Below are 13583 nucleotides of genomic sequence, written 5' to 3'. Positions count from 1 at the left end.
TTGATGGATTGCCCGTAGCAGACATTATGCAGCGAGCCTTGAAACCAGCTTTTGTTGTCAATGAATCAATAACCATAGATGAGTGGGTGACGTTGGCCCCAATACCAGGATCAGCGGAAATACGTTCGGCAATACTGATCAAGCGACTTAAATCAGGCAACTCGATTGGGTAATTCACTGTTGCCAGACCATTATCAATAGTTACTCCATACCCCATAAGCTCAATGGCGCCATCAGACCAAATGACCCATGATCCGTTAGCATTTCTGCCCCGACTTATTACGAATTTGGAACTTCCTAAACCAAGGTATTCGAGAATGGCCGCAATAGATTTTCCTGACAAGGCTGTCAGTGTGTTATCCAGAGGCTGCTTGTTCGCCAGAGCATTAGTCATAGTGGCCGCAAAGTTAGGATCGTTACCTAACGCCGCCGCCAGTTCGTTCAATGTATCAAGCGCTGCAGGTGAGGAACCAACAAGCCCTGCAATAGCGGCCTGCACAAAAGCAGTATTTGCAAGCTGAGTGGAATTATTACCAGCTGCCGCCGTCGGGGCTTTTGGGGTGCCGGTAAACGTCGGGCTGGCTTTTGGTGCATATTGCGAATGCGGATCAGCTGCCGCAAGATGTGCCGCCATCAGCTCATCCACATACACCTTAAGCTCCAGTACCTTATCATCCACGTATTTACGGGTAGCGAGCACCACGGAAGGATCAATTTTCAGCGTAATATTATCGGTGCTGCTGGTAATTAACACCATGCGCACTGTCTGTGTGCGCCCGCTGCCCTCTGCCAGCTGCGGCTTGTAGCTCTCCGGGCAATTACCGACAGCAATCAGCGCGCCGCTTTCATCAAACAACCCAACTTCACGAATCCACCAACCGCCCTCTGTTTCAGGTATCACCTGCTCAGCTATCACCTGACTGCTGTTCTGCGGATCGATATACAGCATATTCAGAGCTGCACGGCGTTTTTCACCGACCAGCTTTGTCTGTTGTGCGTTTGGCGTTGGCAGCACGCCTCCGCCATCCCCCACCGCCATCTGTGTGATTTTCAGCGGAACACCGAGCGCGGCGGCATTTGCCAATTTCGCCGCGCCGATATCCGTCAGCAGGGTATAAAATTTTGCGCTCATGGGTTCACTCTCATTGTGTCAATAACATGGACGGCGCCGCCCTCGTAGGCAGAACCACCAGAAATGATGGTTTCGTTGATATACGGGTAAATCGTGATTTCTTCGCCGCTGTAAGTGGCAGCTCCCACAATATACGGCCCGCTAGTCTGCAGATTTATGGACATGCCGATCAGATGCCTGCTGCAGGGTTTGGCGTCACCAATCAGGCGCTCCAGCTCCAGATAGGTTTCCTCTGTTATGCCCTGGTCCTGCACCCCAATATCCAGGCGAAACGTGCCCGGCGCCTCGCCGGTCTGCCACCATTCAATGATGCGGATCAGAAAGCCGAACGGCTCCACCACACGCCGCACAGCGCTGGTTGTGCCCTTGTGCTGATGGATATAGAACGCATCCTGCACCACGCGGCGCTTCACGCTTTCGGTCCAACTTTCGTCCCAGCGATCAACCGAAAAGGCCCACGCCAGATACGGCAGAAACTTGACCGGGCATGTTGCCGGGCTCCATAAATCCCGCAGCGGCACCTGCAGATCGGAAATTCCGCTGCAGGTCTGAGCAAGTCGGCGCTCAAGAGCCGATGAACCAGGAGGAAGCAGACTATTCATCCGTTCCCCCGTTGGTTACGCTCCATTCCTTACATGAAGCGGCTTGTGTCTTATCCAGCACCACATCAGCGAGCGGCGAGGCCAGCTCAACACGCTGCACACCTTCAACATGCAGCGCGGCATAAATAGCACTGCGGCGAATATCACGCCCCAGCCTCGTCTGGCTGGCGATATATTTCTGCAGGCTGGCTTTTGCCGCCTCCATCACCGGCTCAGCTTCTGGCCCTGGGTAAAGAAAGATCGTCGCATCCACGCTGTACGGAATAATTTCAGCGCTGCGCACCGTCAGACGGTCAGCAACCGGCCGCACGTTCTCACTGTTAAGCGCCTGTTCAACCACCGCCAGCAGGTCCGCCGCTGCCGTTCCGTCGCCCTCACGGCTCAGCACGGTAAGCACCACCTCCGCCGGTGCCGGGCTGGTTGAGCTGGCGTCAGCCACTCGCCCATCCGCGCTTTTAGCGTGAAACTCATAGGCCGCCGTCGGCCCCGCAACGGACAGCCCCTCAAATGCAGCAGGAACACGCAGGCGCAGCGCCTCGTCACTTTCCATAACCGCTGCGACCGGCGGCACCGCGTCGTTGTCGGCAGGCGTTACCGTCAGGCGCTTCACGTTATAGTTGGCCGCCATCTGATCGAGATCGCCCCCTATGGCATACGCCACCATGACCGCCTGCGCGGCCTCATTGACGCGCTGCAGTAACAAAATCTCGCGGTAGGTGTTTTCCTGCAGCAGTTTGGTGACGGGTTCAGATTCCAGCTCAAGCGTGCGCCGCACCGCGTCCTGTTCATCTGCCGGATACAGGGCCACAAACGCGGCCTTACGTTCAGCCAGCAATGATTCAAAGTCGGGCACCTTAACGATTTGCGGTGCGGGGAGCTGGGAAAGGTCAATTACTGCCATTGTCTGCTCCTGTTGATACCGAAAGGGACACCGGCGCGCCGTTATTGCGTTTCCCGGTTAGCTCAACCACCATGGAGCCATCAAAGCTGCTGCTGATGGTGATGGAATCCAGCGTAAGCCGTGGCTCCCAGCGGCTCAGGGCCACATAGACCGCAGACATGACCTGCAGGCGCAGCGCCGGGTTCTGCGGCTGGTCTATCAGTTCAGACAGAAGAGAGCCATATTCACGCCGTGCAATGCGGCTTCCCTGCGGGGTCAGCAGAATATCCCGGACAGACTGGCGCAGGTGGTCCGTGTCGGTAATGGCCCTGCCGTTGCCCTGGCTCATGCCGATATACAGCGTCATACCGGGCCCCCTGACGTATCGCCGCCGGACTTAACGCCGGTGTGCCCGTGTTTATCCACCACGATCCCGTTAGAACTCATAGCGCCGCCGCCCTGGGTGACGCCGTCATTAATCACGACTTCGCTGTTAATGCGGGTATTATCAGCCTCCACCACAAACTCACTGGTTTTCAGAGTGATATTGTCAGCCGCCTCGATCACCATGGATTTGATACCTTTGACGTGCCAGCGCCCGGTGGCGGGCTCGTACTCAAACCAGCCCCCGTCCGGGTATTCCGTCACGCAGCCGTCCACAGAATCCGACGGCGGCGCAAACTGATTGGAGTAAATGGCAGGCAGCGCAAAGGCGGTTTCAAGGTTCCCGCCCATGCTCAGCACCACCACCTGTTCATCCGGCGACGGGCGCCACCAGGTGCGGCCGCCTCCGGCCCGCAACGTCAGCCAGTTAATCCAGTTGGTTTCAAGCTCGCCAATCTTTACCCGGCACAGCCAGTTTTCCCGGTCCACTTCGGTCACGGTGCCGGTGCGGATCAGGTTGGTGATAAGGCGCATGATTTCGGTCAGTTGTATGTTCATGGCTTTAAATTCACATATAAAACTAGGTGATTGCATCCCTAGGCTTTTGTAAGATGCAACAAACAATTCATCGGATGGAAAATTTATGAGACCTTGGAAAAAAAGAAGTTTCAAAAAAACGTTATTCGACAATATAGCCATTTTTTCCATGGCCCCTTTCCTTTGTTTATTTTCAACAATATCAGAAACTAAATTTACTTGGTTCATGCTATTTTTTGCGATTGGGTTTTATGCAACATTCTCTTTTTGTGAGAACTTAACAAGAAAAGGGCATAACAAAATAGCCAAAGAATTATTTAATGCCCTTTGGAATTTCGAAACAGCATTTGTATTTTGCTATGCTCTCTACTCATTTTTGTACAAATCAAAAGGAGAATTATCTATTTCCAATATTCTCACGTCAGCATTCACACCCTACCCGAGATTATTTATGGCTGGAATAATAATTCTTATCGCCACAGTTATATTTAGATTTGCATTAAGTATTGCCGACTTATTGGTTGATAGCGACAAAGTCAATAATGTCTGAAACATCAATGTGACAGCCAGCGCAGCAGGGTGTCACGGGTTACGTTTTCTACTTCATCATTCACGCCCAGCAGGCGGCGCTGCGAGTAGCGAACCTCCGGCCCTTTGCGGCTGACGCGATCACGCAGGCCGTAATGGTGAACACGGGCAATACGCTGTACTGAGCCGTCAAACTGCACGCTGGCAGAATCCGCGCTGGCAGCGGTTTTCAGGTATGTAGTGGTGCGAAGTTTTGCAAACATCTGGCGCTTGATGCGGCCCTTTTTGCTGCGGGCCGTTACCCGGCGCGGCTCGTATCCGCTCCCGTCCGGGTTTCGCTGCAGCCTGATATTCTGCTGCTGACTGCGGCGCAATTCCTGCGCCAGCTGACGCATCATGCGGCTGCGTGCGGCAGGCTCCAGATTCGCCAGCAACGCCGCCAGCCAGTCATCCACCCTCTGCAGATCACCCATGCTTCACCGTCCACATTTCTTCCGGTACGTCCGGTTCCGGCACCGCTTCAACGCTCGACACGCCCCCGTCAGTGCTGACCAGCACGCGCTCCGTCAGCTGCAGGTTCAGGCTGATATCGCACACATCATTGCGCAGAATATCCACGTCAAAGGTGAACAGCTTTTCGCGCAGTTCAGGGTTATTAATTGCATCCGGCTGATTGTCCGTGAGCCAGAGCAGAACGGGAGCCATCAGCAGATTCTGGTCCCCGCTGAAATCCTCGATCACGACGTTCAGGGTGTAGCGGTACTCCCATGACATGGTGCTGGCCCCGGTTGCCACCAGTGAGCCGTTATCCACAAACAGGTGCAGTTTGTCCGGGTTACTGCGGACATACGGCACCGCCTTATTCAGGGCGCTGCGTAAAGACTGCGGCTTGTTCACTGTTTCGCTCCTGACACGCAATTATCGTGTCCACTTTGTCAGCACATGCCGCCCAGGCGGCCTCCGTTTCATCCAGCACCGCATTCAGATCGCCGTTATTGCGCGGCGCTGACCTTTCCAGGCGGCACTGCGTCACTCTGGGACAGCCACTCACGGTAAGCTGTACCTCCGGCGAGGGCCGGGCGGTCCCGCAGCCGGATAATGTCAGCAGGCAAAGGAGTGTCAGCCCAGCGGCGTAAATCCTCGTTTTCACGTTTTAGCTCCTCGATCCGGCGCTGGCGACTCCGCAACAGCGCGGAAGTATCCTCCGCTGCAGCATAAAGTTGCATCTGCGCCCGGCTGTTGGTTTCGGTAAGAATGGACAGGCTGATGAGCTGGCTGTTTTTCTTCGTCAGTTCCTGCGCTTTGCTTTTCAGCGCCGCGCCCTGCGTCTCGATGGTGTGGCTGGCATTGTTAAGCCGCCACGACTGCCAGCCCAGCGCCGCGAGCGTCAACGCCAGCACTACCGCCAGCGCCCGCATCAGGCTGCCGTCGGCTCATGAAGCTGCACGCGGGCAATCTGGTAAAGAACCAGCGTCAGCAGGTAAAACACCAGGGTGATCACCCATCCCGAAAACGCCAGGCAAAGAACAATCAACAGCCTGATGGCCCATGTACGCACGGGTTTTACGGGGTGCTCCCTGAACTTCAGCAATGCCGCCCTGACTTCATCGCGCGCCCGATCTCCGGCGAACCACCCCACAGCGCACAGTGCCGCAAGCAGCCAGGCGAGGATGCAGGACACCCAGACAGACGCGCCAACCAGAACAGGCGCGCCGCTGCGGGGATAAAACAAACTGATGACCAACAGTGCGGCCCATGCCAGCTGGAAAAAAACGCTGATAACTTTCTTTTTCATTCCGTTACGCTCCTTTTAAGCACCAGGCCAGCTCCCGCGCGCGGCGGTTCTCCAGCCCTTTATTTTTCTTACCGTTGACTTAAACCCAGCGCGGCAGCTCATTACATGCCTGCCACCACTGCTGGCGGTTGATGTAGGACACCATGGTGGATCGGCATATTGCGCCGGTGCCCACGTTGAAGCCGATGCTTACCAGCGCATCGTAAACATGCTGCGGGGGCCTGACCTTAAGGCACGCATCCAGCCTTTTTTCCGTCAGCAACACATTGCTGATTAACCCCTGCGCCGCCTGCCGTTCCGTGATGGTTTTACCGGGCACTACACCGGACGTATTGCCGATCCCGTCAGTCCAGACACCCGCGCTGCACTGGTAAGGCTGCAGGCGGCACCCTTCGAAATCAGCAATCAGTTTCAGCCCCTCAACTGAGGTATGAAGCGACTGAAAACCCGGCAGCGTGGCGGCGATAGCCAGCACCACCCCGACAAGGCAGCGTTTAACGATTGAAGGATTCATATTCCCCCCGCGTGATTTGCCCGTCGCGCAGCAGCTGGTAGGTTTTGTGCTTGTAGTACCAGTTGATAGCCAGCATCAGCACACCAATCAGCACGCCGCCAACCGTTGAAGCATCCTTAAGCGACAGATCGCCCAGCCATGCCAGCAAAACAGCGATGCAGTACGTGATAAAGGCGCTGATTCGTTCAAGCGTCATAATTCAGTCCCATAGCTGGACGGTCTGCGCCGTGGTTGTCGCCGGAATATCCGGCAGCTCCACCTGCAGTCCGTGCGGTAAAAAAGGGCCATACTCAGCCAGCCCCGGATTTGCCTGCAGAACCTGCTCGGTGACACCCTGCGTGCGCCCGTAATGACGCCAGCAAAGCGCGTCCACCGTGTCATACTGGTGCGCACGCACTTTCATCAGATAAGCTCCACCGTGCAGTGCGGTGCATCCTGCACCCGGCTGATAGCCCAGCGGGCATCACGCCACAGATCGCCGCTGGCCTCCGCCAGCTCCTCCCCTCGCTTTACCCCCGACGCCGTGGCGTCATAATCCTGGTAACGCTCATTGAGCACGGCGCGCGCCCAGCAATACACGGCGTTAAGGTAGTGCTGGATGCGCTCGCTTTTGCCGTCCAGCATTTCCGCCGGCACGTCAGCCAGATCCCGGTAGCCCAGCACCTGCTGGCGGTTGCGGAAGTCGTACAACTCAGCGTTAACTTCGGAAATGGCTGTCAGCGCAATCTGCCTCAGACGGGGCTGCGTCACCGTGCCGTCAGTGCGCATCACACTGCGAAATTCCGACAGGTCCACATCAGGCCAGAACGGCGTATTTTTAATAACGTCCGCCTGTTCCGGTGCCTGTTCTGGCGCAATAAACTGCATGCGGCTTTCTCCTGAAATAGTGGGCGGTGGACGGGGTTTTGATGTGGCAGTGCCTTTCGCCACCCCGTGCCGCCCGTGCGCGGGGCACGTTCGTTAGCGGCTGTCACTGCGCAATCTGCGCTCCAGCTGCTGCTTTTCTTTTTTCACGCCGCAGCGGGGATCGAGCTGCAGCGCATGGGTAAGGTGATTCAGGGCAGAAGCCGGGTTGCTTTCGGTCAGTACCGCGCCGATGGCTTTATGCAGGCGTGCCCGGGACTGGTCCGGCATATCCAGATCGGTAGTCAGTTCCAGCGTCTGCAGGAGCAGATCGGCATCAAAACCGGCGGCGGCCAGCAGGGCGCCTTGTGCGGCGTCCGCCATTTCTTCCGCCAGAACGGTCTGCACGTTGCGGTTGCCCAGCGGCATCACCCAGCCATGGCGCAGCGCATGACGCCCGATCTCCAGCGCACCGGCATAATCACCGGCATCGATACGCCACAGCATCACGTACATCAGCACGTCATCCTGCTGCGCACCTCCGGCAGCCAGCACGCCCTCCGCCCAGGCGGCATACTTCGGCAGAAGCTCCACCTTGATTGCCGCCTTTTTCACGGTGGACTGGATACCCTTAAGGCGGCGGCGGTCTTCTGCCAGCTGCAGCAGCATCAGGTCATAGCCGGACGCATGGCGAACACTGCCGCCCTCCCGGGCGGCCTGTTCGGCCTGAATGCGCAGGCGGTGCTGCCGTGCGGGACTCAGGCTCATGCGTTACTCCCCACCTTCCGGCGCAGCTGGCGCGCTGAAATCACCGATTTCAATATTTTCGACCAGGGCCGCGCAGCGGTAGTCTTCAATCACGTACGCTTCGTTGACGGATTCGAAGTTTTCAATCCGGTCACGTTTCGGGTTGTCGATAACAGAACGGCGGCGGGTGTCCTCCTGCCAGTAAATGGACAGGTTATCCAGACGGGTGATCAGCAGGGCATTGGCCGGGAAGAACGGCGCACGCACCGCCTGCAGGCCGCCCATGCGTTTCTGGCTGATAATCAGATCGGCGGCAATTTTCTCGCTGTTTTCCTGCTCTTTGTTAACCAGCGGGAAATACTTGTCAGACAGCAGCTCGCGGCCGCAGATAACAACCAGCTCGTCATCATCCTGGTAAACCACGTCGATCAGCTCGTTAACCGCATCCATCACCACGGCGTCCAGGTTGACATAGTCGCCGCCCTTGCCCACCTTCACCGCGCCTGCCGTGGTGGTGCCGTCCTGGGTGGTGCTGCCCATAACGTGGTCCGGCGCGTCTTCGCGGATTTTCTGCAGCCAGCCCTTATTCACGTCCTGCAGCAGCGGGTTTTCTGCGCGGTTGGAGGTTTTGGCGCGCTTCACGCCGTTGAAGCCGATCATGATGCGGTCCAGCGCCTGACGCTTGATGATGGCGTTACGGATACGCACCTGGAAGTCCTGGAATTTCGCCCACAGGTCCAGCTTTGCGTAGGTCAGCACCGTGTCAAAGTTGGTCTGTTCGCATTTATATTCCACGTCCTCCATCAGCATCGGATCGGTAGGTTCACGCTCTTTGGTGGTGGTGTCGGTGGTTCCGGCAATGGTGGAGCCAACGCCCAGGCCAAGCAGCTGGCCGGACTGTTCCGCAACCGGCGTGATGTTAATCAGCGTCAGGAAAGCGGCGGACTGCTGGATCTGGTCTTCCAGCGTCTGCTGCACGGACGGGGCCACGGTGAACTTGCTGGATAGTTCTTCCACTTCCACGTTGTTCAGGCGTGCCAGCTGCTGCAGGTAGGCGTTAAAGGCAAAGCGGGTATTCTTTTTCATCGGGTTTTATGCTCCATCAGCAATTGGTCAGGGTGCCTGCCGGTGCGTCACCGCCCGGCGCGCGCTGGCGGTAATCTTTACGGCTGTCTTCACGGCTCAGCTGCTGCTGAAGCTCGGCAAAGGCGGCCTGCTGCTCCTGCAGCGAGGATTCAAGCTCAGAAATGCGCGCGTCCTGGTCGGACAGGGATTTATCGGTGCGCTCGCTCAGGTTCTGCTGCTCGGTGGCGACCAGCTCGACGGCCTTGTGCACGTCTGAGAAACGCGCATCATCGGTCTGCTCTTTTTTGGTGAACAGGGCGGTGACGCGGGCAAAGAGGGACGGCTTTTCGTCCTGGTTTTCTTCCAGTTCGATCAGCGTTTCTTCGGCGGCGGTAAACAGGTTTTCAGGACTCTGCTTGCGGTTAGCCAGCGGGTTCTGTTTGGCGGTGGCACTGAAAGCCAGCATCTCGGTGCCAAGGCTAGCCGGATCGTCAGTGGCGGCCAGGCCGACGAGATAGGCTTTGCCGGTGTCGGCAAATTTCGGGCTGACTTCCATAGAGGTGAATTGCTTTTGCCACTGCTTAATCAGACTAATCAGATCGGGCGATGGGTTAATCTCGGCGTATAGCCCCATTTTCCCTTTTAATGGCCCTTCCGTGATTTCTTCGGCAGTTAAGCTGGTGACATGCCCATAACGCTTAAACGTGCCATCTGGTGAATAGCCTTTAATATGCTCAAGGTTAATTTGTGCCGTATACACCTCAGGGTTGTAGCTGGCAGCCATTTGTACCAGCCATTCGCGCTGGATTTCGCGTCCGTCGGTGGTGGCACCTTCCACCCCAATGCGGAAACGCTTTGCTTTCACTGTCATGAGCCGTGCTCCGTTAGAAAAAACTTACTGGAGCCTTATGTTTGCGGTGATGGGGGGAGTGAAACAACGCGCGGCGCTTGTACGGTCAGCCACACAAACCGCAGCCGGGGAAAGCCGCCGGGCAAGGCCGTATGTTTGGGCCATGAACACGACAATGACCCCCGCAGACCTCGATCCCCGTCGGCAGGCCATGCTGCTGTACTTTCAGGGATACCGCGTAGCCCGCATTGCAGAAATGCTGGGCGAGAAAGTTGCAACCGTTCACAGCTGGAAGAAGCGCGACAAGTGGGGCGAGTATGGGCCGCTGGATCAGATGCAGCTCACCACCGCCGCGCGCTACTGCCAGCTCGTTATGAAGGAGCAGAAAGAAGGGAAAGACTTCAAGGAAATTGACCTGCTGGCGCGCCAGTCAGAGCGCCACGCCCGGATCGGTAAATTTAACGATGGCGGCAACGAGGCAGATTTAAATCCGAAGGTTGCCAACCGCAACAAAGGCCCGCGCCGCCAGCCCGAAAAGAACGTTTTCACCGACGAACAGATCGAGAAGCTGCAGGAGGTTTTCCACGGCTCGATGTTCGCCTACCAGCGCCACTGGTACGAGGCAGGCAACCGCCACCGTATCCGCAACCTGCTCAAATCGCGCCAAATCGGAGCGACCTTCTTTTTTGCACGGGAAGCGCTGATTGACGCCATCACCACCGGCCGCAATCAGATATTTCTCTCAGCCAGCAAGGCACAGGCGCACGTCTTCAAGCAGTACATCATCGACTTTGCAAAAGAGGTGGATGTGGAGCTGAAAGGCGATCCGATGACGCTCAGCAACGGTGCGTGCCTGTACTTCCTCGGCACCAACGCCCGCACGGCGCAGAGCTACCACGGCAACCTCTACCTGGATGAATATTTCTGGATACCGAAATTCCAGGAGCTGCGCAAGGTGGCCTCCGGTATGGCCATCCACAAAAAATGGCGGCAGACCTACTTTTCAACCCCGTCCAGCCTGACACACAGCGCCTATCCGTTCTGGTCCGGCGCGCTGTTCAACCGGGGCCGCGCCAAAGCGGACAAGGTGGATATTGACCTGACCCACGGCAATCTGGCCCCGGGCCTGCTTTGCCCTGACGGCCAGTACCGCCAGATCGTCACCGTGGAGGATGCGGTGCGCGGCGGCTGTAACCTGTTCGACCTGGACCAGCTGCGCATGGAGTACAGCCCGGACGAATACCAGAACCTGCTAATGTGCGAATTCATTGACGATCTGGCGTCAGTATTCCCGCTGAGCGAGCTGCAGGCGTGCATGGTGGACAGCTGGGAAGTCTGGTCCGATTTTCAGGCGCTGGCGCTGCGTCCGTTTGGCTGGCGTGAAGTCTGGATCGGCTATGACCCGGCGAAAGGTACGCAGAACGGCGACAGCGCCGGATGCGTGGTGGTGGCACCACCCACGGTGCCGGGCGGCAAGTTTCGCATTCTGGAGCGGCACCAGTGGCGCGGGATGGACTTCCGCGCTCAGGCAGACGCCATCAAAAAACTGACGCAGCAGTACAACGTGACCTACATCGGCATCGACTCCACCGGCGTCGGCCACGGCGTGTATGAGAACGTGAAGGCGTTCTTCCCTGCCGTGCGCGAGTTCGTCTACAACCCCAGCGTCAAAAACGCCCTGGTACTCAAGGCCTACGACATTATCAGCCACCGCCGTCTGGAGTTTGACGCCGGACACACCGATATCGCTCAATCTTTCATGGCTATCCGCCGCGCCACCACCGCCAGCGGAAACCGTCCGACCTACGAAGCCAGTCGCAGCGAAGAGGCCAGCCATGCAGACCTAGCCTGGGCAACGATGCACGCCCTATTTAACGAACCGTTGCAGGGCGAAGCCGCCAATACAAGCAACATTGTGGAGATTTTTTGATGGGCAATAGGAATAAAAACCGAGCTGCAGTTAAACAAAGCATCCAAAAGAGCAGCGGCGTATCGGCAGAAGCATTCAGCTTTGGCGATCCGATCCCGGTGCTGGACCGCCGCGAGCTGCTGGACTATGTAGAATGCGTACAGATGGACAGATGGTATGAACCGCCGGTCAGTTTTGATGGGCTGGCTCGCACCTACCGTGCCGCCGTGCACCACAGCTCACCGATTGCTGTTAAACGCAATATTCTGACCAGCACCTTTATCCCGCATCCACTACTGAGCCAGCAGGCGTTCAGCCGCTTTGTGCAGGACTATCTGGTATTTGGTAACGCTTATCTGGAGAAACGAACGAACCGGCTCGGCGGCATTCTGTCGCTGGAACCATCACTGGCGAAATACACCCGGCGCGGCGTGGATCTGGATACCTACTGGTTTGTGCAATACGGCCTGACCACGCAGCCCTACGAGTTCACTAAAGGCAGTATCTTTCACCTGATGGAGCCGGACCTGAACCAGGAGATTTACGGCCTGCCGGAATACTTGTCAGCCATCCCTTCCGCCCTGCTGAATGAGTCCGCCACGCTGTTCCGCCGCAAGTATTACATCAACGGCAGCCATGCGGGATTCATCATGTACATGACCGATGCAGCGCAGAACCAGGAGGACGTGAACAACATCCGTCAGGCCATGAAAAGCGCCAAAGGGCCGGGCAACTTCCGCAACTTGTTTATGTACTCACCTAACGGCAAAAAGGACGGAATTCAGATCATCCCTCTGTCAGAGGTGGCGGCAAAGGATGAGTTTTTGAATATCAAGAACGTGAGCCGGGATGACATGATGGCAGCGCACCGTGTTCCACCGCAGATGATGGGGATTATGCCGAGTAATGTAGGGGGGTTTGGAGATGTGGAAAAAGCGAGTTTAGTGTTCGTGAGAAATGAATTGATACCACTTCAGAGAATGATTCAAGAATTGAATTCATTTATTGGCGATGACATTATTAACTTCGTAGAATATAAGTTATAGAACGTAGGCCTGCAACGCAGGCCAGTTATATTAGCATTGTCGACACAGATCAGAAAAACTCCCGCCATAATAATATAATGCCGACTTATCATTCAATTCTTTAAACACTTCACAAGCACGTTGATGAGTATCAACGGCACTATTCTTATTTCTCCCAACGATAATAGTCTCTTTCTCTGTACTATCACCATCCAGAAAAGTATTTAAAAGAAAATTGATAATAAAATCTTCTTTTGGGAATGAGTACCCTATAAAAATCAAAAGATCGGCCTGTCTCAACTGGCCCGATGATTTCACGAAAGCCGTCTTAAAATATTTATCTCCATAGTCCTGTTCATTTGAGGGCAAAATAATATTAGGAACTATTTTTGCGTTTGACAAAGAATCATAATCAATCTTAAAGCCATCCTTCTCAGACACAACTTCAAATCCACCATTGAGCTTATACAACCCTATACCCTTAGGCTGAGGACACATTAAAACGTTATTATTATGTACCGGGAATCCTCTTGTAATGGAACGCCCCGGGAAGGCATGATTTAGCACCTTATCAATTACTATATCGTAGTTTGTTGTCACAACATCAAACACTGCAGCTTCTTGAAAGCTCTTAAAGAAAGATATAATACTATTTTTGTTCTGCCCAAACCTTGCACTCTGATTCAACTTTAAATCATTAGGTGGAATTTTTTTCGAAAATTTGTTTTTAATATATAACTTCACTTGCGATTCAAATAACTCAAGCGTGTGC

The 13583-nt window shown here is 55.6% G+C and carries 20 protein-coding genes and 1 pseudogene; 3 read left to right on the top strand and 18 right to left on the bottom strand.

Going from position 1 to position 13583, the window contains the following annotated elements; genetic code table 11:
* From HP459_RS15365 to HP459_RS15345, 5 genes are all read right to left on the bottom strand, one after another.
* A partial coding sequence (locus HP459_RS15365) for a phage tail protein (RefSeq protein ID WP_253939643.1) occupies nucleotides 1–1132 on the bottom strand: 1132 nt, incomplete at its 3' end.
* Nucleotides 1129–1734 carry a phage tail protein I gene (locus HP459_RS15360; RefSeq protein ID WP_171936431.1) on the bottom strand — a complete coding sequence of 202 codons (606 nt, stop codon included), beginning with the start codon at nucleotides 1732–1734 and terminating at the stop codon, nucleotides 1129–1131. The genes HP459_RS15360 and HP459_RS15365, both read right to left, overlap by 4 nt.
* Nucleotides 1727–2635, bottom strand: coding sequence for a baseplate assembly protein (locus tag HP459_RS15355; protein ID WP_171936430.1), 909 nt, complete (start codon nucleotides 2633–2635; stop codon nucleotides 1727–1729). The genes HP459_RS15360 and HP459_RS15355 overlap by 8 nt, the downstream gene beginning before the upstream one ends.
* Nucleotides 2622–2981, bottom strand: a complete 360-nt coding sequence (locus tag HP459_RS15350; RefSeq protein WP_063160889.1) for a GPW/gp25 family protein — start codon at nucleotides 2979–2981, stop codon at nucleotides 2622–2624. The genes HP459_RS15355 and HP459_RS15350 overlap by 14 nt, the downstream gene beginning before the upstream one ends.
* A complete protein-coding gene (locus HP459_RS15345; RefSeq protein WP_171936429.1) occupies nucleotides 2978–3556 on the bottom strand; it encodes a phage baseplate assembly protein V in 579 nt (192 codons plus the stop codon). The genes HP459_RS15350 and HP459_RS15345 overlap by 4 nt, the downstream gene beginning before the upstream one ends.
* 85 nt (nucleotides 3557–3641) lie before the next feature.
* Here HP459_RS15345 and HP459_RS15340 point away from each other — a divergent pair, with 85 nt between their 5' ends.
* A complete protein-coding gene (locus HP459_RS15340; protein ID WP_171936428.1) occupies nucleotides 3642–4085 on the top strand; it encodes a hypothetical protein in 444 nt (147 codons plus the stop codon).
* A 4-nt stretch (nucleotides 4086–4089) separates the two neighbouring features.
* On the opposite strand, the gene HP459_RS15335 is transcribed toward HP459_RS15340, so the two are convergent.
* The 12 genes and pseudogenes from HP459_RS15335 to HP459_RS15285 form a co-directional block, all read right to left on the bottom strand.
* Nucleotides 4090–4536: a phage virion morphogenesis protein gene (locus tag HP459_RS15335; protein ID WP_171936427.1), complete on the bottom strand. Its 447-nt coding sequence runs from the start codon at nucleotides 4534–4536 to the stop codon at nucleotides 4090–4092.
* Complete coding sequence (locus HP459_RS15330; RefSeq protein ID WP_171936426.1) at nucleotides 4529–4960, bottom strand: phage tail protein; 432 nt, start codon at nucleotides 4958–4960, stop codon at nucleotides 4529–4531. Before HP459_RS15330 ends, HP459_RS15335 begins: the two co-directional genes overlap by 8 nt.
* Complete coding sequence (lysC, locus tag HP459_RS23385; RefSeq protein WP_253939644.1) at nucleotides 4923–5171, bottom strand: Rz1-like lysis system protein LysC; 249 nt, start codon at nucleotides 5169–5171, stop codon at nucleotides 4923–4925. The genes HP459_RS15330 and lysC overlap by 38 nt, the downstream gene beginning before the upstream one ends.
* Complete coding sequence (gene lysB, locus HP459_RS23535; protein ID WP_171936432.1) at nucleotides 5056–5484, bottom strand: Rz-like lysis system protein LysB; 429 nt, start codon at nucleotides 5482–5484, stop codon at nucleotides 5056–5058. Before lysB ends, lysC begins: the two co-directional genes overlap by 116 nt.
* Nucleotides 5481–5858 (bottom strand): DNZ54_00345 family protein, encoded by a 378-nt coding sequence (locus HP459_RS15320; RefSeq protein WP_063945551.1) that lies wholly within the window; start codon nucleotides 5856–5858, stop codon nucleotides 5481–5483. Before HP459_RS15320 ends, lysB begins: the two co-directional genes overlap by 4 nt.
* 4 nt (nucleotides 5859–5862) lie before the next feature.
* Nucleotides 5863–6372 (bottom strand): annotated as a pseudogene (locus HP459_RS15315) (lysozyme).
* Nucleotides 6353–6568: an HP1 family phage holin gene (locus HP459_RS15310; protein ID WP_039029573.1), complete on the bottom strand. Its 216-nt coding sequence runs from the start codon at nucleotides 6566–6568 to the stop codon at nucleotides 6353–6355. Before HP459_RS15310 ends, HP459_RS15315 begins: the two are co-directional and overlap by 20 nt.
* Nucleotides 6569–6571: 3 nt before the next feature.
* A complete protein-coding gene (locus HP459_RS15305; protein WP_039029574.1) occupies nucleotides 6572–6775 on the bottom strand; it encodes a tail protein X in 204 nt (67 codons plus the stop codon).
* Nucleotides 6775–7239 (bottom strand): head completion/stabilization protein, encoded by a 465-nt coding sequence (locus HP459_RS15300; protein WP_171936424.1) that lies wholly within the window; start codon nucleotides 7237–7239, stop codon nucleotides 6775–6777. Before HP459_RS15300 ends, HP459_RS15305 begins: the two co-directional genes overlap by 1 nt.
* Before the next feature lie 93 nt (nucleotides 7240–7332).
* The gene (gene gpM / locus HP459_RS15295) at nucleotides 7333–7983 is read right to left on the bottom strand and encodes a phage terminase small subunit (RefSeq protein WP_045325543.1); all 651 of its coding nucleotides are present in this window, start codon (nucleotides 7981–7983) and stop codon (nucleotides 7333–7335) included.
* 3 nt (nucleotides 7984–7986) lie between these two features.
* The gene (locus HP459_RS15290) at nucleotides 7987–9048 is read right to left on the bottom strand and encodes a phage major capsid protein, P2 family (RefSeq protein ID WP_171936423.1); all 1062 of its coding nucleotides are present in this window, start codon (nucleotides 9046–9048) and stop codon (nucleotides 7987–7989) included.
* A 16-nt stretch (nucleotides 9049–9064) separates the two neighbouring features.
* Nucleotides 9065–9898 (bottom strand): GPO family capsid scaffolding protein, encoded by an 834-nt coding sequence (locus tag HP459_RS15285; protein ID WP_171936422.1) that lies wholly within the window; start codon nucleotides 9896–9898, stop codon nucleotides 9065–9067.
* A 142-nt stretch (nucleotides 9899–10040) separates the two neighbouring features.
* Here HP459_RS15285 and HP459_RS15280 point away from each other — a divergent pair, with 142 nt between their 5' ends.
* Nucleotides 10041–11807, top strand: a complete 1767-nt coding sequence (locus HP459_RS15280; protein WP_171936421.1) for a terminase ATPase subunit family protein — start codon at nucleotides 10041–10043, stop codon at nucleotides 11805–11807.
* Entirely contained in the window at nucleotides 11807–12832 is a 1026-nt protein-coding gene (locus HP459_RS15275; protein ID WP_171936420.1) for a phage portal protein, read from the top strand. The genes HP459_RS15280 and HP459_RS15275 overlap by 1 nt, the downstream gene beginning before the upstream one ends.
* A 30-nt stretch (nucleotides 12833–12862) precedes the next feature.
* Here the strand turns inward: HP459_RS15275 and HP459_RS15270 are convergent.
* A partial coding sequence (locus tag HP459_RS15270) for an SIR2 family protein (protein WP_171936419.1) occupies nucleotides 12863–13583 on the bottom strand: 721 nt, incomplete at its 5' end.

The organism is Enterobacter sp. CM29, assembly GCF_013179605.1.
Taxonomy (GTDB): domain Bacteria; phylum Pseudomonadota; class Gammaproteobacteria; order Enterobacterales; family Enterobacteriaceae; genus Enterobacter; species Enterobacter intestinihominis.
This window is presented reverse-complemented; position numbering and strand designations above follow the sequence as displayed.

Bases quoted from the DNA above. Each gene is read 5' to 3' on its own strand.
- HP459_RS15360 (WP_171936431.1), bottom strand. From the start codon at position 1,734: ATGAATAGTCTGCTTCCTCCTGGTTCATCGGCTCTTGAGCGCCGACTT.
- HP459_RS15355 (WP_171936430.1), bottom strand. From the start codon at position 2,635: ATGGCAGTAATTGACCTTTCCCAGCTCCCCGCACCGCAAATCGTTAAG.
- HP459_RS15350 (WP_063160889.1), bottom strand. From the start codon at position 2,981: ATGACGCTGTATATCGGCATGAGCCAGGGCAACGGCAGGGCCATTACC.
- HP459_RS15345 (WP_171936429.1), bottom strand. From the start codon at position 3,556: ATGAACATACAACTGACCGAAATCATGCGCCTTATCACCAACCTGATC.
- HP459_RS15340 (WP_171936428.1), top strand. From the start codon at position 3,642: ATGAGACCTTGGAAAAAAAGAAGTTTCAAAAAAACGTTATTCGACAAT.
- HP459_RS15335 (WP_171936427.1), bottom strand. From the start codon at position 4,536: ATGGGTGATCTGCAGAGGGTGGATGACTGGCTGGCGGCGTTGCTGGCG.
- HP459_RS15320 (WP_063945551.1), bottom strand. From the start codon at position 5,858: ATGAAAAAGAAAGTTATCAGCGTTTTTTTCCAGCTGGCATGGGCCGCA.
- HP459_RS15310 (WP_039029573.1), bottom strand. From the start codon at position 6,568: ATGACGCTTGAACGAATCAGCGCCTTTATCACGTACTGCATCGCTGTT.
- HP459_RS15305 (WP_039029574.1), bottom strand. From the start codon at position 6,775: ATGAAAGTGCGTGCGCACCAGTATGACACGGTGGACGCGCTTTGCTGG.
- HP459_RS15300 (WP_171936424.1), bottom strand. From the start codon at position 7,239: ATGCAGTTTATTGCGCCAGAACAGGCACCGGAACAGGCGGACGTTATT.
- gpM (WP_045325543.1), bottom strand. From the start codon at position 7,983: ATGAGCCTGAGTCCCGCACGGCAGCACCGCCTGCGCATTCAGGCCGAA.
- HP459_RS15290 (WP_171936423.1), bottom strand. From the start codon at position 9,048: ATGAAAAAGAATACCCGCTTTGCCTTTAACGCCTACCTGCAGCAGCTG.
- HP459_RS15285 (WP_171936422.1), bottom strand. From the start codon at position 9,898: ATGACAGTGAAAGCAAAGCGTTTCCGCATTGGGGTGGAAGGTGCCACC.
- HP459_RS15280 (WP_171936421.1), top strand. From the start codon at position 10,041: ATGAACACGACAATGACCCCCGCAGACCTCGATCCCCGTCGGCAGGCC.
- HP459_RS15275 (WP_171936420.1), top strand. From the start codon at position 11,807: ATGGGCAATAGGAATAAAAACCGAGCTGCAGTTAAACAAAGCATCCAA.